This is a genomic window from Streptomyces sp. NBC_01571 (genome assembly GCF_026339875.1).
Lineage (GTDB): Bacteria > Actinomycetota > Actinomycetes > Streptomycetales > Streptomycetaceae > Streptomyces.
On sequence record NZ_JAPEPZ010000001.1, the window covers coordinates 7965235 to 7985732 of the forward strand.

25 protein-coding genes and 1 pseudogene are annotated in these 20498 nt (G+C 69.1%); 15 read left to right on the plus strand and 11 right to left on the minus strand.

The genetic code is table 11. The annotated features are described in order from the left end of the window. Nucleotides 1-47: 47 nt before the first annotated feature. Both OHB41_RS35805 and OHB41_RS52080 read right to left on the minus strand, forming a co-directional pair. Nucleotides 48-1139 carry an alkene reductase gene (locus OHB41_RS35805; protein ID WP_266703006.1) on the minus strand — a complete coding sequence of 364 codons (1092 nt, stop codon included), beginning with the start codon at nt 1137-1139 and terminating at the stop codon, nt 48-50. Between the two features lie 80 nt (nt 1140-1219). Next, on the minus strand, nt 1220-2035 hold the full coding sequence (locus OHB41_RS52080; protein ID WP_323138420.1) for a winged helix-turn-helix transcriptional regulator: 816 nt from the start codon (nt 2033-2035) through the stop codon (nt 1220-1222). Nucleotides 2036-2352: 317 nt separating this feature from the next. On the opposite strand from OHB41_RS52080, the gene OHB41_RS35815 reads away from it, so the two are divergent. After that, nucleotides 2353-3750, plus strand: coding sequence for an MFS transporter (locus OHB41_RS35815; protein ID WP_266703008.1), 1398 nt, complete (start codon nt 2353-2355; stop codon nt 3748-3750). An 88-nt stretch (nt 3751-3838) separates the two neighbouring features. After that, nucleotides 3839-4786 (plus strand): ornithine cyclodeaminase family protein, encoded by a 948-nt coding sequence (locus tag OHB41_RS35820; RefSeq protein ID WP_266703010.1) that lies wholly within the window; start codon nt 3839-3841, stop codon nt 4784-4786. A gap of 135 nt (nt 4787-4921) precedes the next feature. On the opposite strand, the gene OHB41_RS35825 is transcribed toward OHB41_RS35820, so the two are convergent. After that, nucleotides 4922-5440 carry a MarR family winged helix-turn-helix transcriptional regulator gene (locus OHB41_RS35825; RefSeq protein WP_266703012.1) on the minus strand — a complete coding sequence of 173 codons (519 nt, stop codon included), beginning with the start codon at nt 5438-5440 and terminating at the stop codon, nt 4922-4924. A 28-nt stretch (nt 5441-5468) separates the two neighbouring features. Between OHB41_RS35825 and OHB41_RS35830 the strand changes: the two are divergent. Both OHB41_RS35830 and OHB41_RS35835 read left to right on the plus strand, forming a co-directional pair. Continuing rightward, a pseudogene (locus OHB41_RS35830) lies at nt 5469-5987 on the plus strand (YceI family protein); the annotation flags it as partial. Between the two features lie 120 nt (nt 5988-6107). Next, the gene (locus OHB41_RS35835; protein WP_266706390.1) at nt 6108-6671 is read left to right on the plus strand and encodes an NADPH-dependent FMN reductase; all 564 of its coding nucleotides are present in this window, start codon (nt 6108-6110) and stop codon (nt 6669-6671) included. Nucleotides 6672-6920: 249 nt separating this feature from the next. Here OHB41_RS35835 and OHB41_RS35840 read toward each other — a convergent pair whose 3' ends face one another. Then, nucleotides 6921-7565, minus strand: coding sequence for a dihydrofolate reductase family protein (locus OHB41_RS35840; protein WP_266703014.1), 645 nt, complete (start codon nt 7563-7565; stop codon nt 6921-6923). A gap of 255 nt (nt 7566-7820) precedes the next feature. After that, complete coding sequence (locus OHB41_RS35845) at nt 7821-9155, minus strand: ice-binding family protein (protein WP_266703016.1); 1335 nt, start codon at nt 9153-9155, stop codon at nt 7821-7823. A gap of 728 nt (nt 9156-9883) precedes the next feature. Here OHB41_RS35845 and OHB41_RS35850 point away from each other — a divergent pair. After that, the gene (locus OHB41_RS35850) at nt 9884-10156 is read left to right on the plus strand and encodes a DUF6343 family protein (protein WP_266703018.1); all 273 of its coding nucleotides are present in this window, start codon (nt 9884-9886) and stop codon (nt 10154-10156) included. Between the two features lie 191 nt (nt 10157-10347). Here OHB41_RS35850 and OHB41_RS35855 read toward each other — a convergent pair whose 3' ends face one another. The 6 genes from OHB41_RS35855 to OHB41_RS35880 form a co-directional block, all read right to left on the minus strand. After that, a complete protein-coding gene (locus tag OHB41_RS35855; protein WP_266703020.1) occupies nt 10348-10833 on the minus strand; it encodes an SPW repeat protein in 486 nt (161 codons plus the stop codon). A 598-nt stretch (nt 10834-11431) separates the two neighbouring features. Then, the gene (locus OHB41_RS35860; protein WP_266703022.1) at nt 11432-12037 is read right to left on the minus strand and encodes an alkaline shock response membrane anchor protein AmaP; all 606 of its coding nucleotides are present in this window, start codon (nt 12035-12037) and stop codon (nt 11432-11434) included. 18 nt (nt 12038-12055) lie between these two features. Continuing rightward, the gene (locus OHB41_RS35865; protein ID WP_266703024.1) at nt 12056-12706 is read right to left on the minus strand and encodes a DUF6286 domain-containing protein; all 651 of its coding nucleotides are present in this window, start codon (nt 12704-12706) and stop codon (nt 12056-12058) included. Nucleotides 12707-12797: 91 nt separating this feature from the next. Then, nucleotides 12798-13211: an Asp23/Gls24 family envelope stress response protein gene (locus tag OHB41_RS35870; RefSeq protein WP_266703026.1), complete on the minus strand. Its 414-nt coding sequence runs from the start codon at nt 13209-13211 to the stop codon at nt 12798-12800. Then, nucleotides 13208-13375 (minus strand): hypothetical protein, encoded by a 168-nt coding sequence (locus tag OHB41_RS35875; RefSeq protein WP_266703028.1) that lies wholly within the window; start codon nt 13373-13375, stop codon nt 13208-13210. The genes OHB41_RS35870 and OHB41_RS35875 overlap by 4 nt, the downstream gene beginning before the upstream one ends. 87 nt (nt 13376-13462) lie before the next feature. Continuing rightward, a complete protein-coding gene (locus tag OHB41_RS35880) occupies nt 13463-13948 on the minus strand; it encodes an Asp23/Gls24 family envelope stress response protein (protein ID WP_266703030.1) in 486 nt (161 codons plus the stop codon). A 230-nt stretch (nt 13949-14178) separates the two neighbouring features. On the opposite strand from OHB41_RS35880, the gene OHB41_RS35885 reads away from it, so the two are divergent. From OHB41_RS35885 to OHB41_RS35930, 10 genes are all read left to right on the plus strand, one after another. Continuing rightward, entirely contained in the window at nt 14179-14721 is a 543-nt protein-coding gene (locus OHB41_RS35885; RefSeq protein WP_266706392.1) for an RNA polymerase sigma factor, read from the plus strand. A 41-nt stretch (nt 14722-14762) separates the two neighbouring features. Then, the gene (locus OHB41_RS35890) at nt 14763-15293 is read left to right on the plus strand and encodes an Asp23/Gls24 family envelope stress response protein (protein WP_266703032.1); all 531 of its coding nucleotides are present in this window, start codon (nt 14763-14765) and stop codon (nt 15291-15293) included. Between the two features lie 132 nt (nt 15294-15425). Beyond that, complete coding sequence (gene gvpO / locus OHB41_RS35895; RefSeq protein WP_266703034.1) at nt 15426-15746, plus strand: gas vesicle protein GvpO; 321 nt, start codon at nt 15426-15428, stop codon at nt 15744-15746. Nucleotides 15747-15778: 32 nt separating this feature from the next. Beyond that, complete coding sequence (gene gvpJ, locus OHB41_RS35900; RefSeq protein ID WP_266703036.1) at nt 15779-16243, plus strand: gas vesicle protein GvpJ; 465 nt, start codon at nt 15779-15781, stop codon at nt 16241-16243. A gap of 3 nt (nt 16244-16246) precedes the next feature. After that, nucleotides 16247-16996: a GvpL/GvpF family gas vesicle protein gene (locus OHB41_RS35905; RefSeq protein WP_266703038.1), complete on the plus strand. Its 750-nt coding sequence runs from the start codon at nt 16247-16249 to the stop codon at nt 16994-16996. Nucleotide 16997: 1 nt separating this feature from the next. Further along, the gene (locus OHB41_RS35910) at nt 16998-17267 is read left to right on the plus strand and encodes a gas vesicle protein GvpG (protein ID WP_266703040.1); all 270 of its coding nucleotides are present in this window, start codon (nt 16998-17000) and stop codon (nt 17265-17267) included. Continuing rightward, a complete protein-coding gene (locus OHB41_RS35915; protein WP_266703042.1) occupies nt 17260-18180 on the plus strand; it encodes a histone protein in 921 nt (306 codons plus the stop codon). The genes OHB41_RS35910 and OHB41_RS35915 overlap by 8 nt, the downstream gene beginning before the upstream one ends. Before the next feature lie 6 nt (nt 18181-18186). Further along, a complete protein-coding gene (locus tag OHB41_RS35920) occupies nt 18187-19275 on the plus strand; it encodes an SRPBCC family protein (protein WP_266703044.1) in 1089 nt (362 codons plus the stop codon). Beyond that, nucleotides 19268-19603: a gas vesicle protein gene (gvpJ, locus tag OHB41_RS35925; protein WP_266703046.1), complete on the plus strand. Its 336-nt coding sequence runs from the start codon at nt 19268-19270 to the stop codon at nt 19601-19603. Before OHB41_RS35920 ends, gvpJ (OHB41_RS35925) begins: the two co-directional genes overlap by 8 nt. A 90-nt stretch (nt 19604-19693) precedes the next feature. Beyond that, nucleotides 19694-20497, plus strand: coding sequence for a GvpL/GvpF family gas vesicle protein (locus OHB41_RS35930; protein WP_266703048.1), 804 nt, complete (start codon nt 19694-19696; stop codon nt 20495-20497). The last annotated feature ends 1 nt before the right edge of the window (nt 20498 follow it).

Here is a 20498-nt window from a genome sequence, read left to right on the forward strand (position 1 = left end):
TGCCGGTCTGCCGGTGAGCCCGGTCAGTCCGTCGGCCGGCCGGTCCGTCAGCCGGTCAGGGCGGGGTAGTCGGTGTATCCGGTGGCGTCGCCGCCGGAGATGACCTCGGGCCGCAGTTCGTTGAGCGGGGAACCGTCGGCGAGGCGGCGCGGCAGGTCGGGATTGGCGATGAAGAGGCGCCCGAAAGCGATGGCGTCGGCCCAGCCCGCGCGCAGTACGCGGGCGCTCTTGTCGGGGGTGTAGTTGCCGGCGGCGATGATGACGCCGTCGAACGCCTCGCGGAGTTTGATGCGGAAGTCGTCGTCGAGTTCCGGGCCGCCGACCCAGTCGGGCTCGCACAGGTGGAGGTAGCCCAGCTCACGCCGGCCGAGTTCACCGGCGATGTGCAGGCCCATCTCCAGGCCGTCGCTGTCGTCGAGGCCACCGACTTTGATCAGCGGAGAGATGCGCATGCCGACGTGGGCCGGATCCCAGGTCTCCACAACGGCGTCGACGACCTCCAGGGGGAAACGAGCGCGGTTGTCGACGCTGCCGCCGTACCGGTCCTCGCGGTGGTTGCTGCTGCTGGACATGAATTGCTGGAGAAGGTAACCGTTGGCGCCGTGGATCTCGACCATGTCGAAGCCCGCGGCACGGGCGTTGAGGGTCGCCCGGCGGTAGTCGTCGAGGACGCGGGGCAGTTCACCGGCGGCCAGGGCACGCGGGGTGGGTGCCTCGACGGGCACGAGGCCGCCGTCGGGGCCCTGGATCCTGGTGGCGCCCTCGAACGGCAGGGCGCTGGCCGAGACGCCCGGCTCACCGCCGTGGACGGCAGGGTGGGTGATGCGTCCGACGTGCCACAGCTGGAGGACGATCCTGCCCCCCGCCTCGTGGACGGCGTCGGTGATACGGCGCCACCCGGCGACCTGGTCGTCGGAGTAGATGCCCGGGGTGGCGTGGCAGCCCTTGCCTTCGGGGCTGATCTGGGTGCCCTCGGTGACGATCAGGCCCGCGCCGGCGCGCTGGGTGTAGTGCTCGCGCATGAGGTCGGTGGGGACGTCGCCGGGCTGGGCGGCGCGCATGCGCGTCAGGGGCGCCATGAACACGCGATTGCGGGTGGTGAAGGCGGGCAGGGCAAGGTGATGGGTCAGACGGGGCATGGTTGTCCCTCCTGCCGGCAACGACCGGCTGTGATCGGGTGTTCTCGTGGACGTGCCCGGCGCCGGGCGACGGGTCTGCTTCAGTCGATGCCGTGCGTGGCCAGCAGGACGTCGACCGCCTTGCCCACGGAGTCCGGGTAGCGCCGGGTGCGCAGGACGTGATCGGCCGCGCCGGTGTACAGCATGACGAGCTGCTCCGCGAGCGCCTCCGGCTCACGCGCCCCGGCGCGTTCGGCCTGGCGGCACACGTAGCCGTACAGCCGGTCCTTGTGGAAGCGCGCCTGCCGCGCCCCGGGGTACGTCGGGGCGCGGAACTCGCCGGCGATGTCCACCGAGAAGCCGCCCGGGGACTCGGGAGCCTCGCAGGAGAGACGCTGCGCCTCGAAGACTCCCTGCAACCGCTCACGTGGTGTGGCGTCGTCGGTCTCGTCGGGGAAGTCCTGCACGTCCCTGTCGCGGCGGTTGCGGGTTTCGACGTCCTCGGGGCTCAGGACGCGGCCGTCGTGGGCGCGCAGTTCGAGGCGGGCCACGGGCAGGCCGTCGCGCTTGTCGACGAGGCCGAGGCGTTCCTCGGCCGCGTCGAACAGGTGGTCCTCGCCCCACTGGCGCAGCGCGACGAGGGGTACGCGCAGCGTCTTCCCCTTCTCGGTCAGCCGGTATTCGGTGTAGGCGCTGCCGTCGGATGCCGGAGCCACGGCGAGGACGTCGCGTTCGACGAGCTTGGCGAGGCGGGCGCTGAGGATGTTCCTGGCACAGCCGAGGCTGCGCTGGAACTCGCTGAACCGGGTCATGCCGGACAGGGCGTCCCGGACGATGAGCAGCGACCACCAGTCGCCGATGTCACTCAGTGAACGAGCGATGGGGCAGGAGGCCCCGCTGAGATCTGTCTTGCGCACCTGCGTCCTCCCTCCCGACCATTGGTTTCATTATTAAACCACCTGGCTCGAGTGTGGCCACGTATAGGCCGTAACGCCGCACGTTACATGTATGGTACCCCTATATTGGTTGCATTATGAAACCGTGGCTGGCCTGCCCTGCGGCGGCCGACGAGTACCGACCAGGGATGTCCGGGGGCTTGCCTGGACTGGAGGCGCGAACGATGACAGAGCTCATAGGTGATGGCCTGCTGCCCAGCGGCCGTCTGTCGGGGGAGGTCCGGAGTCGACGGGACGACGAGCACCGGCCGTCCGGCTCGGCGGCTCTGCTGACTGCCATGTGTCTCGGCCTGCTGCTGTCGATGTTCAACGCGACAGTCGTCAACGTGATGCTGCCCACCATGCGCGGGGCACTTCACGTCTCCGGGACCAGTCTGCAGTGGGTCGCCGCCCTGTTCACACTCTGCAACGCCGCGCTGCTCCTGGCCGGCGGCGCGCTCGGTGAGCTGATCGGCAAGCGGATGACCTTTCTGAGCGGGGTCGCGGTGTTCACCGTCGGATCGGCAGCCTGCGCCGCAGCGCCGAGCCTCGGTGTACTGCTTGCCGCTCGTACGGTCCAGGCCATCGGCGTGGCGGTGACGACGCCCCAGACCCTTTCGATCCTGGTGACCGAATACACGGACCGGACGCGCCGGGCGCGCGCGGTCGGGATCTGGGCCGGCATGGCCAGTCTCGGGCTCGCCGCGGGTCCCGTGGTAGGTGGCGTGGTCATCGACGTGGGCAGCTGGCGCGGCGGCTTCATGGTGAGCGCCGTCCTCGGCGCGGTCACTCTCGTGCTCGGCCTCCGCGTCATCTCCCGCGCCCGCTACGGCCGGCCCGCCCACGCGCCGACACCTGACTTCGCGGGGGCGGCGTTGTCGGTGCTGGCGCTGGCGGCGCTCGTGTTCGGTCTCATCGAGTCCGCCACGCTGGGCTGGAACTCGCCGTTCATCGTCGGCGCCTTCGCCCTCGCGGCGTCGGCCACCGCCGCGTTCGTCCTCACGCAGCGCGCTGCGAGCGGCCGCGGCCGCTCGCCACTCATGCCGCTGGAACTATGGCGCAGCCGCGGCTTCGTCGCCGCGAACACCGCCGGACTGGCCTATTTCTTCGCACTGTTCGGAATCCTCTATTTCTGCAGCGTCTACTTGCAGCAGTACAGGAATTTCTCGACGCTGGAAGCGGGCCTGACGTTCCTGCCGATGACGATCGTCATGGCGCTGGTCGGCCCGGTCAGCGGTCGGCTGTCCGCCCGGTTCACCACGACATCACTCACGGTCGCCGGGCTTCTCGTGGCCTCGGCGGGAACCTTGTCGCTGGCGCTGCTGGCGGCAGGCGGGGCCGTCGGCGTGGTGTGCAGCCTCGCCCTCTTCGGACTCGGTGCCGGTCTGATGAGTTCGCCCATGAGCAACATGGCGGTCTCCAGTGCGGCTGCGCGTCACAGTGGGGCCGCGTCCGCGACCCATAACGCGTTCCGGCAGATCGGCAGCACCCTCGGCGTCGCCGCGCTGGGCACCATGGTCGTGGCCGGACACCATGCGGCAGGTGAAACGAAGGCGGCGTTCAGTACCGGACTCAGCCATGCCATGGTGGCCGTCGCCGTCGTTCTCGTCGTCTGCGCGATCGCCGTCGCCATGCTCGGAAGGCGTCGACGCGGCTTCACGCCGGAGGCTCTTCGACTGGTGCCGCGGCGTCGATGACGAGGGCCCGCGAGGCCGCGATGTGGGCGTCGAAGGCGTCCCCGCCGCAGACGGCCGTCCGGCCGCTACCTGGAAAGGTCGTGAACGAGTGACCCGTGTGCTGACCCGCAGCGACCTGCAGACCGTGCTGGAGCCGGGGCCTTGCCTCGCCGCGCTGCGCGACGGCTTCCGCGCCGCCCTCGACTCCCCGGTGGCCGGCCAACGGATACGCACCGACCTTCCGTTCCCCGGAACGGCCACGGCCCTGATCCCTGGTGTGCTGCCTGGCATCGAGGCGTACACGGTGAAGGCCAACGCCAAATTCCCGGGAGCCAGACCCGCGCTGCGCGGAGTGATCTGCCTTCACAGCGGTCACGACGGCGAGCTGCTCGCGCTGATGGATTCCGCCACCGTCACCGCATGGCGTACCGGACTGGCTGCGGCCCTGGGAACCCACCTGCTGGCCGGCCCCGCGCCTGCGGAAGGCTCGGTGCTCGGAGTGATCGGCGCGGGCGCGCAGGCCGAGCTCATGGTGCGAGGCCTGAGCACCCTGCGACGCCGTCGCGAGCTCGTGGTTCACGACCTGGATCGGGACCGCGCCGACGCCTTCGCGTCACGCCACGGTGGTCGTCTCCTGACGTCTGCCGCGGAGGTCGCCGCGGCAGCCGACATCGTCCTGCTCGCCACCTGGTCACGCTCACCGTTGCTCAGGCTGGCGGATACGCGGCCGGGGCAGCATGTCACGAGCCTGGGAGCCGACGAACCCGGCAAACAGGAACTCTCCGCCGACTTGCTGGAATCCTCACTCCTGGTCGTCGACGACCGGGAACTCGCCGCGGCCATGGGCGCTCTGGCGGCCGCCGGCCTTCCGGCCTCGGCTGCCGAGACCACACTCGGCGAGGTTCTGCACGGCGCCCATCCCGGACGTACCAGCGCGACCAGCCGCTCCGTCTACGCACCGGTCGGACTTCCCTGGCAAGACCTCGCGCTGGCCTGGATCGCCTACCGGCAGGCAGAGCGGCATGACATCGGCCAGAAGATCGACCTGCTCTCCTGACTCCTACGCGACCCACGCGCTGCGCGGGAGGGGCTGTGGACGCCGGCCGCGCGGTCAGTGAGGGCGTCGACGACGAGGGGGCGGTGCCGGTGATCGCCCACTGAGGCACCGGGCCCGTCCCCCGACATGTGGAAGCTACTGGGCGACGGCACCGCCGGGGCAGTCCTGCTGCTCCCGGCGGTCGATCCTCTCGCTGATCTTCTCGGCGGCGGTGCGCAGACTGTCCAGTAGCGCGGGGTCGAGAACGTCGAAGACGAGGTCGCGCACCCGGGCCACGTGTCCTGGGGCGGCCTCGACGAGATGGGCGTGGCCGGCTTCGGTCAGGATCGCGTGGGTGTAGCGGCCGTTGGTGGGGTCGGGCTCGCGGCGGACGAACCCCCGGCGTTCCAGCCTGCTGATCAGGTGCGAGAGCCGGGACAGCTCGGAGTTGGCGAGGACGGCAAGTTCGCTCATGCGCATGCGGTGTCCCGGCTGGTCGGACAGCCCGGCGAGAACGTAGTACTCGACGTAACGCAGGCCCGAGTCCTGCTGCAGCTGCGTCTCCAGGGCGGTGGGCAGCTTGTGCAGCATCAGGCTGAATCGCTGCCATGCCTCCAGCTCCACGGGGGTCAGCCAGCGGTGCTGATCGTTCGGGTGCGGAGGCTGCTCAGACATGTACCGAGTCTATCCGGCGTGAACGTTCATGCGTCGAGGCTCACACTTGAATCTTCATGAGTGTCGTTCTAGGGTGGGACATGAAGGTTCAAGCGAAAGGGAGTCCTGCGTGACTGCCGAAGGTTTCCCCCAGGGCGAGTACGTCATCGACCCGTCCCGTTCCAGCATCGATTTCTCCGCCAGGCACCTGTTCGGCCTGGGTGGCGTCCGCGGCAGCTTCGCGCTGCGCTCGGGGGCCGTCTCCATCGCCGAACCCGCCACCGACTCCCACGTGGGGGCCGTCGCCGACGCGACCAGCTTCAGCAGCGGTAGCGCGGCGCGTGACCGGAAGGTGCTGTCGCGGACGTTCCTGGACACCGACAGCCACCCGGACATCACCTTCACCTCGACCGGCGCCCGTCGCGACGACCACGGCACGTGGCGGCTGGACGGCCTCCTCACGGCCCGCGGCGTCCGGGCCCCGGTCGTGTTCACCGTGACGCGAGCCCAGATCCTCGACGAGGAACTCGAGCTGACGGCCACGGCGACGGTGGACCGATACGCGCACCACATCACCGCCATGAAAGGCATGGCAGGCCGGTACCTGTGGCTCAGCGCCACGATCCGCGCCCGCCGCGCACCCGCCGGCCCGGCCTCGGACCGGCCGGCCCATCAAGGAGAAGACCTCATGAGTGATCTGAAGATCGCCGTCATCCTCGGCAGCACCCGGCCCGGCCGCAACGGGAAGGCTGTCGCGGACTGGGTGGTGGACCGGTCCGGCGCCCGCACCGGCGTCGAGTACGAGCTGGTCGACCTGGCCGACTACCCGCTGCCCCACCTGGACGAGGCCATGCCGCCGGCCATGGGTCAGTACCAGGGTGAGCACACCAAGACCTGGGCGGCCAAGATCGCCGAGTTCGACGGGTACATCTTCGTGACGCCCGAGTACAACCACTCCACCTCCGGTGTGCTCAAGAACGCGATCGACTACCTGTACGGCGAGTGGAACAACAAGGCCGCCGCCTTCGTCTCCTACGGTTCTCTCGGCGGTGCGCGGGCCATCGAGCACCTGCGGGCCGTGGCCAGCGAACTGCAGCTGGCCCATGTGCGTCAGCAGCTGTCCTTCTCGCTGTTCACCGACTTCGAGAACTTCTCCGTCTTCAAGCCGGGTGAGCAGCACGACGCTTCGGCGACCGCGCTGTTCGAGCAGCTGGAGTCCTGGGCCCGCGCCCTCAAGACGGTCCGGGTCTGACACCCCGGCCCTCGCTGGACGGGTGACGGGCGACAGGCGTCGCGTCGGGCATCGGGCGTCGCGTCGGGAAGACCGCCCACCTGAGGTGAGTCCCGGAACGGGCTGCGGTCAGGTTCCGGGACCACGTGCACCCCCGGGCCGGGTGGGGTTCCTCCTGTGTGGAGAGGGACCCCACCCGGCCGAACGGCCCGCGCCGGAGCAACCCCGACACCCGCCCCCGGAGCAGCCTGAACTCGCTGGGTCCTCGCGTCACCTTCGCCAGAACAGGTGGTGCGTCACACCGCTCGGGCTGGGCACGACCTCCAGGTGGAACCGGTCGAGCAGCTCGTCGGGGGACTCCCAGAGTTTGAGCCCGGGCCCGAGCTTCACCGGCGAGACCGCCACGTGCATGGTGTCGACGAGGCCGGCATCAAGGAACTGCCGGATGGTGGTGACCCCGCCGCCGAGCCGGACGTCCTTGCCCTGTGCCACTCCACGCGCCGATTCGAGGACCGTGGCAGGGTCGTCGTCGACGAAGTGGAACGTGGTGTCGGAGAGCGTGAACGACGGACGCCCGTGGTGAGTCATGACGAACACCGGCGTGTGGAACGGGGGCTCCTCCCCCCACCAGCCGCGCCACTCATGGTCCTGCCAGGGCCCGCGCTGGGGCCCGAACTTGTTGCGGCCCATGATCTCGGCACCGATGTTGTGTGCGAAGTCCCGGGTGAAATAGTCGTCGAGGCCCCGGCTCCCCCCAGGATCCGTGCGCATGGGCCAGCTCGCCGTCGCTCCGGCCCAGGCGAACAGTCTCTCGGGATGGTCGTAGCCGAACGGTCTCTCGAGACTCTGGTGCTCACCGGCAGCGATTCCGTCGCTCGAGACGTTGAAGTTCATGACTCTGAGCAGTTGATCCATGTGTTTCCTCGTCAGGTCCTGTCGCGTCATCGTGTGGCGAGGTGCCCCACATCATGACGTCGAACGGGACGCGGCCGGATCGACAGCGGCCCCAAATTTTTCCAAGGCGCGTCGCGTCCGCGCCGAGCCGCGCTGCGGGCCGTACCGCTCACAAGGTCCCCGCCCCGTCGGCCGCCCACGGCGGCGCGCGGCGGGATCGGTGAGGATTCCGCCGCGCGCCGTCATCCGCTGAGCGGATTCACTGCGGGGTGTCGTCTAGCCCTCGTAGCCCTTGGCGTGGTCGAGGGCGGCCTCGCGGCCGTGGGGGACGTCGGCGTAGCCGTAGTTCTCCTCGGGCTGCTCGCCGTAGGAGGGCTTGCCGTGGTCCATGTCGTGCCCGTGCTGGGGCTTCTCGCCGTGGTGGGGCTTCTCGTCGTGGTGGGGCTTCTCGTCGTGGTGCGGGCGGGCGGGCTTGTTGTGGTGGTGCGGCTTTTCGGGTTTTCCGCCGTGTCCGGATCCGCCGGTGGTGTTGCCGCCGACGGTGTTTCCGGCGGTGCCGTTCCCGGCGGTGTTGCCCTGGGTGTTCCCGGAGGTGGTGTTCCCGGCGGTGTTGCCCGCGGTGTTCCCGGACGTGTTGCCGGCGATGTTGCCCGAGGTGTCACCGCTGGTGACGCTGCCGACGGATCCGCCCAGGAGGCCGCCACTGACCAGGCCACCCGTGACCAGACCACCGCTGGTGGTCGTGCCGGTGGTGGTACCGGTCGTCGTGCCCGTGGTGGTACCGGTGGTGGTGCCCGTCGTCGTGCCGGTGGTGGTACCGGTGGTGGTACCGGTCGTCGTGCCGGTGGTGGTGCCGCCGGTGGTGGTGGTCGCGCAGTTGTTGAGGAAGATCTTGTTGCTGTCCAGGGTCACGGCGCCGTTGCGGGCCAGGGCCCGGCCCTCGATGTTCGTGCCGGTGGTCACGCTGATCGAGGTGAGGGCCATCAGGGTGCCCACGAACGTGGAGGTGGTGCCGAGGGTGGCCGAACTCCCGATCTGCCAGTACACGTTGCAGGCCGATGCGCCGTTGGTCAGCAGCACGCGGCTGGACGATGCCGTCGTGAGGGCTTCGGGGATCTGGAACACCCAGACGGCGTTCGGGTTTCCTCCGGCGTCCAGGATCAGGTCGCCGGTGAGTCCGACGCCGGACGTGGCGGTGTAGACACCCGGGATCAACGTGGTGCCCGTGGTGATGGCCGCCGGCAGTGCGAAGTCCGTGGCCTGGCCGGCCGCCTGGTTGTAGGCCGTCACCAGGTCGGACTTGGCCTGGAGCGCGACAGCGTCGGCGGGGTGCACGGCGCCGAGTACCAGGCCGGGCGGGAATCCGGTGATGGCCGGGTTCGGGCTCGTGCCGAGGTCGTGGCTGAGCACCGACGGGCCGGTGTTCATGACGCCCTGACCGGAGAGGACGGAGAAACTCGCGGCGGTGGCCAACGGCACGGGTGTGGCAATGGCCATCGCCTGTGTCGGGGTCAGGGCGACCATCGTGGCGGCAACCGTCGCGGCGAGAGCCGAGGCCAGCAAGCCGGACAAATTACGGCCGCGAGCCGCTTGAGGGAACTTCAGCTTCATCTAGGGGCCATTTTCTGTGGGGGCCGTGGCGTACCGGGCCCTACCGATCGCCCGGGAAGCCATGTTGCTGATGTGGCATATTACGCAGGAAAATCAGCCCGGAAGCTATGGAGAGGGTAAGGGAAGTGCTTACCCTTCGGATGGCGCAATGAGCAGTTGAATAATTCACCTTCTCGATTCAGATCATCCGACATTCTCTCTGAGTGCATGCCCATGATTGCGCGTCATAGGGGCGTCGAACAATTCGCATCAAATTTATTCTGCTCGGACAGGGGGAGGTGGCGATATCGCCTTTGTGGGTGCCCCGCGCAATGCCGCACTCTCGTTGGAATTCCCGGCATGCGAGCGGGGCGGTGTCCCGTAATCCCCGGTGGACCGGTGCGCGGCGTCAGATGCGGTGTCTTCGCAGGCCCCTTGAGAGCAAGTGCTCCAGAAGTATCGGGGCCCTGGAGGGAGCGTTGGAGCTCCAGGGCCCCGACGGGCGGGAGCCATGCGCATCACGATATAGCTCGCGCGCTGCGACGACTCGCACCGTGGGCGGGAGTGTCATCCATGGTGCTCCGGCGAGGACCAGTGCGGAGGGGGCCGCCGAGAGGGGCATGGTGGGAGCCGCGGATCGCGGATCGCTTGGGAAGTCGTGGACGGCCCGACCGCCTCTCGCATGGCGCGAAGCGCGCATGCACCCTGGAAGAGGAGTATCAGCAAAGGGCAGGCGAAGGGAAATTCATATGTGTGCAACGCTCCCGCGGCGAAGGCGTAGCGGCACCGAGCCGAGTACCGCCCGCAGCGCCCTCAAGCTGCGATTCCTTCTCGCGCTGACCTTTACGCCGTTGTTCGCCGCGGCCACCATCGGGTTCGCCCTCTGGGCTTCTCACGCTCACTCCGGAGACACCGTCGGCCCCACCACCCTGGCCGTCCTGGCCGCGCTCTTCGGGCTGCTCACCGCGATTGCCGCAATCGACCTGTGGGTCGTCGTACGCCGACGCCGCACCAATGTCTGAGCCGCCGCTCCATATGTGAGCCGCCGCACCGACAGGTGAGCCAGGCGGACCGGAAGCAGGTGCCCGCGGATCCCGTGTGGCGCCCGTGGAGAGCGCCACGCAGGCGTTGTCGACGTCCGGGGTCAAGTCGACCTGGATGGCTCCGATCGTTCGGCTGCCGGGGGCCCGAGGCCCGGGCCGCGCAGGACGGGTCAGCGGTCGTAGCGCCCTGGGGTCATGGTGCGCCCGTCGTCGGGGCTGGCGGTGCCGTGGCCGGTGCGGTCGTGCGCTGTGAAGGCGGCGGCGACGGCGATCAGGGTCGCTACGGCGCCGGCGATCAGGTTGCTGGTGATGGAGCGGGTGTGGGCGACGTCGCCGGCGACGACCCAGGGGGCCACGCAGGTCCAGATGCCGATGACGGCGGCGGCCCAGGCCATGGAGTGGGTGCGCTCGTAGGAGTTGCCGAGGCCTCCCAGGAGCAGCATGTAGGCGATGCCGACGATGAGGTTGGTGACGGCGAGCTGGGTGGCGCCGAGGAAGCCGCATATCCAGGGGGACGCGGCGATGTACAGGCCGGCGAGGAGGGCCAGGGCCTCGATCATCTGGGCGCGTGGGGTGGTGGCGGCGCGGTCGTGCCGGGCGCGCAGGCCCATCAGGTCGGGGTGCTCTTCGATGGGTGCGCGGTGGGTTGACGCCATGATGGCCTCCGAGGAGAGATGTCTGTCCACTACCTACCTATAAAGGGTACATAAACACCCATAGGGCGTACTGATGTGCTAAACGGTGCGGCGGGGGCTCGGGTGGGGTGGCGGCTCCGGTGGGCCGGCGGATCGGGCGCGCATCCATGGTCTGTCGTGCCGTGGTGCCGCGATCCGGCGCACGGGCGGCGAGGCCGCACTCGGTCGGTCACCCGATTGCCGTATGCAGGGCTCACCCTTCGACGCCGATATTGCGGTGATGCAGGCACAACCCTCAGCGCTGGGGGGCCGCCGTTCACCTGGCGCGCGCGACTCCTCCCGCCCGGCCGTCGGACCCACCGGGACGGACACCTCATGGGGCCCGCCCATGGACGAACACCATTACCTGTTCCGCGTCGTCGAGGAACTGTGCACCCGCGGGCTGCTCGCGTCGGTACACGTATACCCGCCGACCGCTTCGTGACGGACCTCGGCCCGCGAACACCTCGCGGGTGCTTCTCCGTCGCGTTGTTCCGGGGGAGAGCGCCGGTGTGTGCGGCTCGTCGCGCCGCTCGGTGCCCTCGGTGCCGTCGGCTCAGTGCCCTCGGCGGCAGCGTTCCTATTCGGCGCGGTGCGCCTTGTGCCTGTCGATGTGCAGGTGTGCCTGGGTGGGCAGGTGGGCCAACCCCGTGGACTGGCGTGCGTGTGCCACCGGGCCTTGACACAGGGCTCGTAGGACGGGGGCGGGAAGTCCGTGATCCGTCAGCGTGAGGGCCACGTGGAGCCGGGGACCGGTCGCCCGTCCGGTGAGGCGGGCGCTGGCCTGCTTGACGTCGGGCAGAGCACGCGCTTCGGAGGTCACGGCATCGCTCAGGGCACGGCCCCGCAGTTCGACACTTTCGGGCGGGGGCGTCCCGCCCAGGTGTACCGCGCCGGGACGGTGGCGCAGCTGGGTGAGAAGCCACATGAGGGCCAGGACGGCCGCCAGCACCAGGACGGCGATGACGGCGGGCCACCACCACCAGCCCTGGTCGCTCCAGCGGAGGCGGTCGGCGTTGCTGACGAGGACGTCGTGGGGCGTGGCCACGGGCCACCCGGCGGGCGGGATCACGTCGAGCCGGCGATAGAGGTCGAAACCGGCGAAGAGGATCAGCAGGCCGCCTCCCAGCAGCACGAGGCCGCAAAGAGCCAACAGGAGACGGTTGAGAGTGGATCGACCGTTCATGGCGAGCTCCCGGGCCTGTCAGTGGGTGTGGTGTCGTAGGCGGACCGTCAGCCGCGGGGTGTGCGCCAGGGCGAGCTGACGGCACTGCTCCTGCAGGGCCCGGGTGAGGTCGCTGCGGACGGTCGCGGTGTCGCGGAAGCGGACCTCCGCGCGGGCGATCACGCGGCGACGTCCGACCCGGACCACGGCACGGCTGATGCCGGGGACCCGCATCGCGGCATCGCGCAGCACCATGGCGGCACCCTTGCGATCCAGCCAGGCCCCTGTCTCCGTGGACTCCTCGGGTGCCCGCAGCGGCAGGAGCCGGCGCAGTCCGGGCGTGAGGGCGAGGATGAGGAGCCACAAGCCGAGAACGACGGCGACGGCGCCCGTGGCCAGCAGCCAGGGGTCGTCGACCGGGCGGGCGGTCACCTCCTCGGCGATGCGGGTGCGCCATGCCTCGGCGCGGTGCCCGGCGCGCACGGCGATCACGTCGTACAGGAGCGCTCCGACGGCGCAGAACGCCACCAGCGCGACCAGGGCGGCCGGGACGCGGCGCTCCGACCACAGGCGCGGTGATCTCGCCCCCCGTTCCTCGTGCCTCGGAGGCTTGGTCGCGGGGGCGCGGCTGTCGGGCCGGTCCGTTCCTGTTGCCTGCTCGGTCGAGGCGGCCCGGTGTGAGAGTGCCATGGTGTCCGCCCTCCGTCGTCGGTCGGTGGGGTTTCGCCGGCCTCGGTCACGGCCGGTGCTGTGCTCGGTGCGGGTGGCTCGGGCTGGGGGGTCAGCGGACGCGTCCTGGCTGACCCGCGACGACCAGACGCCGTACCGTCAGCATCACCTCGCTGATGTCCAGGCCGGTCAGGCGGGCCACCTTCTCGGTGACCTCGTGTTGCAGTTGCCGGCAGGTGGCGGTGATGTCCGTGGGATAGGGGAGGTCCACGGACAGCGCCAGTCGCGCGGTCCCGTCGTGCGTGGTCGCGCGGGCGCCGGGTGCGGCCAGATCAGTGAGTTGCTGCCGCGGACCGGTGATCCGGTGCAGTGCTGTGCCGGCCGCTCGCGCGGCGATGCGGGCCACGACCCGGTCAGGTATCACCGTCGCGCCGCGTTCCGCGGGCGGTGGGGCGCCGCGTGCGTCGTTCGCACGCCCGTCGCCGGGGCGCTCGGTCGAGTCGTCGGTACGGGCGTCGGGGCTCACCGTTGCCGCCGGGTGAATATGTCGGCGTCGCCCTGCAGGATGAGACCTAGGACCAGGCCCACCGCGCCCAGGACCGCCACGAGGAGGAAGGCCCAGAAGCCGCCGAAGTATCCGGCGAATCCCAGTGCCATTCCGGCCGCCAGGCCTACTGTTGCTGTGTTCATCGCTCACTCACTTGTCCCTCGGGGTGTTCTGACACCTCGGGCGCGCGTCGTCCCCGGGGGGAGCGGAGCGCTGCCCGCGACCGGGATTCATTGGACGCGGCCCTCTGCCGGCTCCTCGTCGTCATCGTCGGGCAGGTTCACGTCGTCGACGACGAGGTTGACCTCGACGACCTCGAGCCCCGTCATGCGTTCCACGGCGGAGATGACGTTGACGCGCACCTCGGCCGCCACATCGACGATGGCGAAGCCGTACTCGACGACGACGTCGATGTCCAGAGCGGCCTGGCGTTCGCCCACCTCGACCTTCACACCGCGGCTGACGCCGCCGGTCCCACCACCCGGGACGCGCTCCCGAACGGCTCCGATGGCACGGGTCATGCCCGCGCCGAGGTTGTGGATACCGGGGACCTCGCGTGCGGCCGTCCCCGCGATCTTGGCTACGACGCCGTCGGCGATGGTGGTCTTGCCCCGCGTCTCGGGAGAGGTGCCGGCACCGGTCGGCCCCTTCAGCATGGTCGCGGGTTCAGTCGGGCCGTCCTGTCCGGAGGAGGGACGGGCGGTGGTGTCCGTCATGACAGTCACCTCGATCACTCGATGCGGGCACCGGCGCAGTGCCCGTCACAGGATTCGACACACCTGGGCGGCGAATCGTCACATAATTCCGCGAAACGACATCAGATATCTCAGGCCGGGCACCCGTATCACGGCAGGGAGGAGGTGCGGTCGTGCAACACATCGCCGGCCCTTCCCCGCCTCGGGCGGCCCGCCGCGACCCCACTCCCGGAGCCCCCGTCTGCGACGGATTGTTCACCGCACCGGACGGACTGCTGGCGACGCGCGCCGGTGAGGGCGACGAGGAGGCCTTCACCATCCTCATGCGGCGCCACAGCCGCCCCCTGCTCGCGCTGGCCCTGCACACTCTGGGCAACCTCCCGGACGCCGAGGACGCGGTCCAGGACGCCTTCATCAGCGCCTGGAGGCGCCTTCCCGAATTCCGTCACGCCTGCGCGTTCAGCACCTGGATGTACCGCATCACGGTCAACCGCTGCCTGAACTCCCTGCGCCGCCGGCCGGCACCGGTACCGTTGAACGCAGTGGCCGAACCCGCCGCCGAGGTGGACAGCTCGCCGGCACAGGCGGCTGAAGAGGACGCCCTCGCCGACGCCCTGGCCGACGCGCTCGGCGCTCTCGACCCCGGTCAGCGGGTGTGCTGGATCCTGCGGGAACTGCACGGCCTGCCTTACGAACAGATCGCCCAGGTGACCGGCACCTCCGAGCAGACGGTCCGCGGAAGGCTGTACCGGGCACGCCGATCCCTGAAGGAGATGATGGGCCCGTGGCGCTAGACGACCAACCCGCCCGGCCGCCGCCCCCCGACCGTCCGCACATGCCGTCCCACCGGCGGCCCCCGGACGGGAGCCGTCGGCCGGAAGAGGCAGGCGGCACCGGTCCGGCCGCCGGCCATCACGTCGCCTGCCCCTGCTGTCGCGACACCTTCGAAGACCCGGCACTGGACACGGCGACGGAGGCCCTGCAGAACCGCGAACCACCCAGCACGCAGTGCCTCGTGGCCCGCGTCATGACCATCGTCCACGACCAGATGTGGCCAGGGCCGACGCTGCCCTTGGACGATCCCACGCGCACCCTGCACATAGTCGAGCGCGCCGCGTCCGCCGTACTGCGGCGCGCGGCGGACGAGGTGCCCGGTGTCACCGCCGTCAGTTGCCGCCTTGCCCGATCCGACCACCTCACGGGCGTGCGAGTGAGCATGACCCTGACCGCCGGTATGAACCGTCCCCTGCCGGAGACGGCCGGACTGGTGCGCCGCTCAGTAGTGGACATCTCCGGCCATGACCTGGGCCTGGCGGTGACCGCCGTCGACATCACGGTGATCGAGGCCCACCACACGTCCGGGTAGCCGTCCCCACCGCGCCGGACCAGGCGGCGTCCCATGCCCATGCCCGCGTGGCCCCTCCGCCCTCCGCCCGATGTATACGCCGTCTGCTCTGCTCGACGTGCGCTATGGCTGAGATTGATCAGACTTGTAGGCATGGCAGAAGAACGTCGGCCGCGCGCCGGGAAATCCTCGACGACAGCCGCTCGCCGCCCACCACCCGTGCGGGGGGCAGGCCAAGCCGCGAAGGCTGCCTGCCGGAGCCTGGAGGGGCTGATCGGCCATCCCACGGAGGGCGTGTCAGCGGTGAAGCGTGTCGATGACGGCTGGTGTGTCGTCGTGGACGTCCTTGAGCTGCCCCGGATTCCGGACACGACGAGCCTTCTCGCCTCGTACGAGGTCCAGCTCGACCAGGACGGCGAACTCCTGGAGTACTGCAGGGTCCGCCGCTATCGGCGGGGGTCCGCCGATGAGTGACCCAGGTTTGCCGACGATCGGAAGGACGCCACATGCCTGCGACCACCTACTCCGATGAGGTAGTGGCGTGCCCGCCGCGCGCCGGCACGTTGTACGACGTGCTGGAACTCATCCTCGATCGGGGCATGGTGATCGACGTGTTCGTCCGGGTCTCCCTGGTCGGCATCGAGATCCTCAAGATCGACGCGCGCATCGTCATCGCGAGTGTGGACACCTACCTGCGGTTCGCCGAGGCGTGCAACCGGCTGGACCTGGAACGGGACTCCGGCAGCACCACCGTTCCCGAACTGCTCAGCGGCAGTGCTGCCAAGTCCATCGGGAAACGCAAGGTCCGCAAGGCCGCGGAGAGCGTGGGGGACACCGTACGCAAGGCAGTCGGGGGCCGCAGCGACGACTCCGACGACCACGACGAGGACGAGGACGAGCAGCAGGAACGACCGAGGAAGCGGCGTGCTCCTGCCCGAAGCCGCACGAGTCGACGACCGGTGGAGGCCTGAGTCGTGGCAACCGACGGGGTGTACGTGTACGCGATCATCCGGGCGGGGAATCCGTTGCCGACAGACACAAACGGTGTGGGCAGCCCCGCCGCCCCGCTGCGAACGGTCCGGCAGGGCCGGGTCGCCGCCGTCGTCAGCGAGGCGCCCCCGAACCTTCGCGCCAGACGACGGGACCTTCTGGCTCACCAGGAACTGTTGCTGCGCCTTTCGGACCAAGGCCCGGTCCTGCCCATGCGATTCGGGATGGTGGCACCGGACGAGGAGTTGGTGCGCGGTCAACTGGCGGCCCGCGAGGCGGAGCACCTGGCTGTGCTGGAACTCCTCGACGACGGGGTCGAGGTCAACGTCAAGGCGTTTCCGGCACAGAACGCGCTGGGAAGCCTCGTCGCGGAGGACAAGCACGTCCGGCGGCTGCGGGACGAGGCACGTCGAAGGCCCGGTTATGAAGCCAACGTCCGATTGGGCGAAGCCGTCGCGACCGCTCTGGACAGCAGGGCCGCCGAAGCGGGCCGGCGAGTACTGCGTGAACTCACACCCAGGGCGCGCGCCGTGGCCACCGGACCGGAAGTCCAGGGATGCGTGCTCAACGTGTCGTTCCTCGTCGATCGGGCCGACAGCGACGGCTTCCTAGACGCGGCGGAGAAGTTCGCCGAAGCACACCGCGACCGCGTCGAACTGCGCATGGCAGGCCCGCTGCCCTGCTACAGCTTTGTCTCCGCCGAAGGCACCTCTGTGCGGACGGCGGGAGTCTGACATGGGTCTGATCACCGGAATTCTCACACTCCCCATCGCACCGGTCCGTGGCGTCATCTGGGTGGCAGAAAAGCTCAATGACGCGGCCGATCGCGAGTTGCACGACCCAGGGGTGCTCCGCGCCCAGTTGGCTCTGCTGAACCGCGAACTCGAGGACGGGGACATCAGCTTGGAGGAGTTCGAACGAGAAGAGGAACGACTGCTCGATCGGCTGTATGCCACACAGGTCGCTCCCGCACCGAATGACCGAAGGGGACACGCTCATGGATGAGAAGGAAAAGGTCACCCTCGCAGCCGCTGTGGTGGGCGGTTATGTGCTGGGCCGAACGAAGAAGGGCCGCCTGGCTCTGTCCATCGCGACCTATCTGGCGGGCCGACGATTCGGCCTCGAGCCTCGCCAGCTCGCAGCCGAGGGTATGCGGAGACTGGGGGAGATTCCCCAGTTCGCCGAGTTGCAGGAGCAGTTGCGGGGCGAAGTCCTCCAAGCGGGACGTAAGGCAGTGGCAGCCGCTGCCGACCGGGGGATGAGCACGCTTGCCGACGCCATCAGCGACCGTACGGCCCGGCTCGGTGAGGTCGCGGGCGAGGACGAGGAGGAAGAGGAGGAGTACGCGCCGGAGGACGAAGACGCCGAGTACGAGGAAGAGGAAGAGCCGGAGGCCGAGGAGGAAGAGGAGGAGGAAGAGGGAGAGCCGGAGGCGGAGTACGAGGACGAGGAAGAAGAGGACGAGCCGGAGGCCGAGGAGGAAGAGGAGGAGCCGGAGGCCGAGGAGGAAGAAGAGGAAGAAGAGGAAGAGCCGGAAGAGCCGGAAGAGGGGCGGCCGCAGCCGCGACGCAGCCCATCCCGATCGGCACGGTCCCGCAGGGCATCCGCACCGGCGACACCCAAGAAGACAGCTCCCTCCCGCGCGGAGAAGAGGAGCCGGACGGCCAAGGCCGCGCCTCGGAAGGCCGCGCCGGCCAAGAAGGCGGCGGCGAAGAAGTCCGCCCCGGCGAAGAAGTCCGCACCGGCGAAAAAGGCCGCGCCGGCCAAGAAGGCGGCGGCAAAGAAGTCCGCCCCGGCGAAGAAGTCCGCGCCCAGGAGCGCGACGGCGAAGAAGTCCGCACCCGCCAAGAAGACCGCGGCCAAGAAGACGACGTCATCGAAGCGAGCAGGATCCAAGCGCGCCGATCGTCGGAGGTAGCCAGCCATGACCAAGACGGAGAAAGATCAACCCGCCGAGGAAACCTCGGGTATGGACCGGATCCGCGAAGAGCTGTCCAAGTTCCTCTCCGCGCAGGTGGAGAATCTCGCCGAGAAGGCGGGGGAAAAACTGACGGACGTCACCGGAAAGCTTTCCGAAGCGTCCGAGTCCGGCTCACTTCCGGCGATCGGGTCGCGCATCCTGCAGGGTGACTCCCCGCTGAAGGCCTTCGTCTCGGAAAAGGCCAAAGGCGTCAAGGACAACGTCGTAGGGAAGGTCAAGGACGCGTTCGGCGGGGGGAAGGGGAAACGCAAGTCCAGCGGCGGCAAGGTCATGAACATCATCGAGGTCCTCGATGTCGGCGTGCCGCTGCGCGATGCTTACGACTACTGGACGCAGTACGACCAGTTCAGCAGCTTCGCGAAGGGCGTTCGCGACGTCTCGAAGACCGACGAGGTCGGGAGCGACTGGAAGGTCAAAGTCGGTCCTTCTTCGCGCAGTTACAAAGCGACTGTTCAGGAACAGATTCCCGACGACCGCATTGTCTGGACCTCCGAAGGAGCAAAGGGCACCACTCGAGGCGCGGTCAGTTTCCATGAACTGGCACCTACCCTGACCCGAATCGTCCTGGTCGTGGAGTACTACCCGTCCGGGTTCTTCGAGAAGACCGGCAACCTGTGGCGGGCCCAAGGGCGCCGCCTGCGACTGGACTTCAAGAACTTCCAGCGGTACGTCAGCCTCACCAACGAAGAGCCCGAAGGCTGGCGCGGTGAAATCCGCGACGGTGAAGTCGTCGTGTCCCACGAGGACGCCATGGAGGAAGAGGAAGCCGAGCAGGAGGAGTCGGAGGGCGAGGAGCCCGAGGGCGACGACGAGGACGAGGCCGCGGAAGGCGCCGACTCCGCCTACGAGGACGAAGCCGAGGACGCCTACGAGGACGAGCCCGAGGACGAAGAGGAGGACGAGGAGGAGGAAGAGGGAGCGGAGGACGAAGAAGGCGAAGGCGCGTACGAGGACGAAGAGGAGGACGGCGAGGAGGATGAGGACGCGTCCGCCTCCAAGAAGCGGCGAGGGCAGAGGCGGCGCCGTGACTGACGTCGACTTCCGGCAGAGGTCCTATCCCGTATCCGGCCCCCAGACCACCAACCTTGCCGACATCCTCGAACGTGTTCTCGACAAAGGGATCGTGATCGCCGGGGACATCAAGGTCGACCTCCTCGACATCGAGCTGCTCACCATCCGGATCCGCCTGTTCGTGGCCTCCGTGGATACCGCGAAGAAGGCGGGAATCGACTGGTGGGAGACCGATCCGGCACTCAGCTCGCGCGCTTCCCGCAACGCCCTGCAGGACGAGAATCGCGCGTTGCGTGAGCGTCTGGAGGCGCTCGAATCCAAGACGGAGGACGACTCGCCCGAGCGGTGACCCCAGAGCGGCAATCCCGCCTCACCCACTCCATCCACCTCATCCATCGCATTCACCTCATCCAGCAAGGACCAAGGAGAACCGAGGAACATGACGGAGCGCGGCCCTGGGCATTCGGACGCCAACGCCACCTACGTGTTCGCCGTCTGCTGGAACCCGGAACCGTCGGCCCTCGTCGGTCTGCGAGGGGTCACCGACGAGGCGCCCGTGAGCACACTGCCGCTGGAGACGCTGACAGCGATCGTCCAGACCGTCCGAGCCCGCGACTTCACCGACGAGGCATGGCAGGCACGCCTGTCCGACCAGCGGGAACTCGAACGTTACGCCCGCGCCCACCACGATGTCGTCAGCGCGGCTGCCGCCTGCTGCCCCACCGTCCCGCTGCCCATGGCCACGCTGTACCACGGTGAGCAGAGGGCGCGGGACGCGCTGAGCAGCGAGGCCGACCGGTTTCATACGGCGCTCCAGCGCATTGCTCACCATGCCGAGTGGGGCGTGAAGGTGTACGCACCACCCTGCCCACCGGACGATTCGATCCGCAGTGCCACCCCGGCAGGCCGGTCCCGCCCGGCACCCGGAGCCGGCCTCGCCTACCTGGAGCGCAAGCGCGGAGTGCAGGAGCGTCGCGAGCGGAGCCAGGACGAGGCACTGCGGGTCGCCGAATCGGTGGATGCCGAAATCAGTCTCCTCGCCGCCGCGTCCCGCAGGTTGCGACCGCACGGTCAGCAGCTCTCCGGGGAACGGCGGATCCAGGTCCTCAACGCAACGTATCTGGTAGCGGAGCACCGCGCCGGCGAGCTCACCCTGCTGGCACAGTCGCTGCGCGAACGGACCGGGGTACAGATCGAGCTGTCCGGGCCGTGGGTGCCCTATTCCTTCGTCGGCGAGGTGTAGA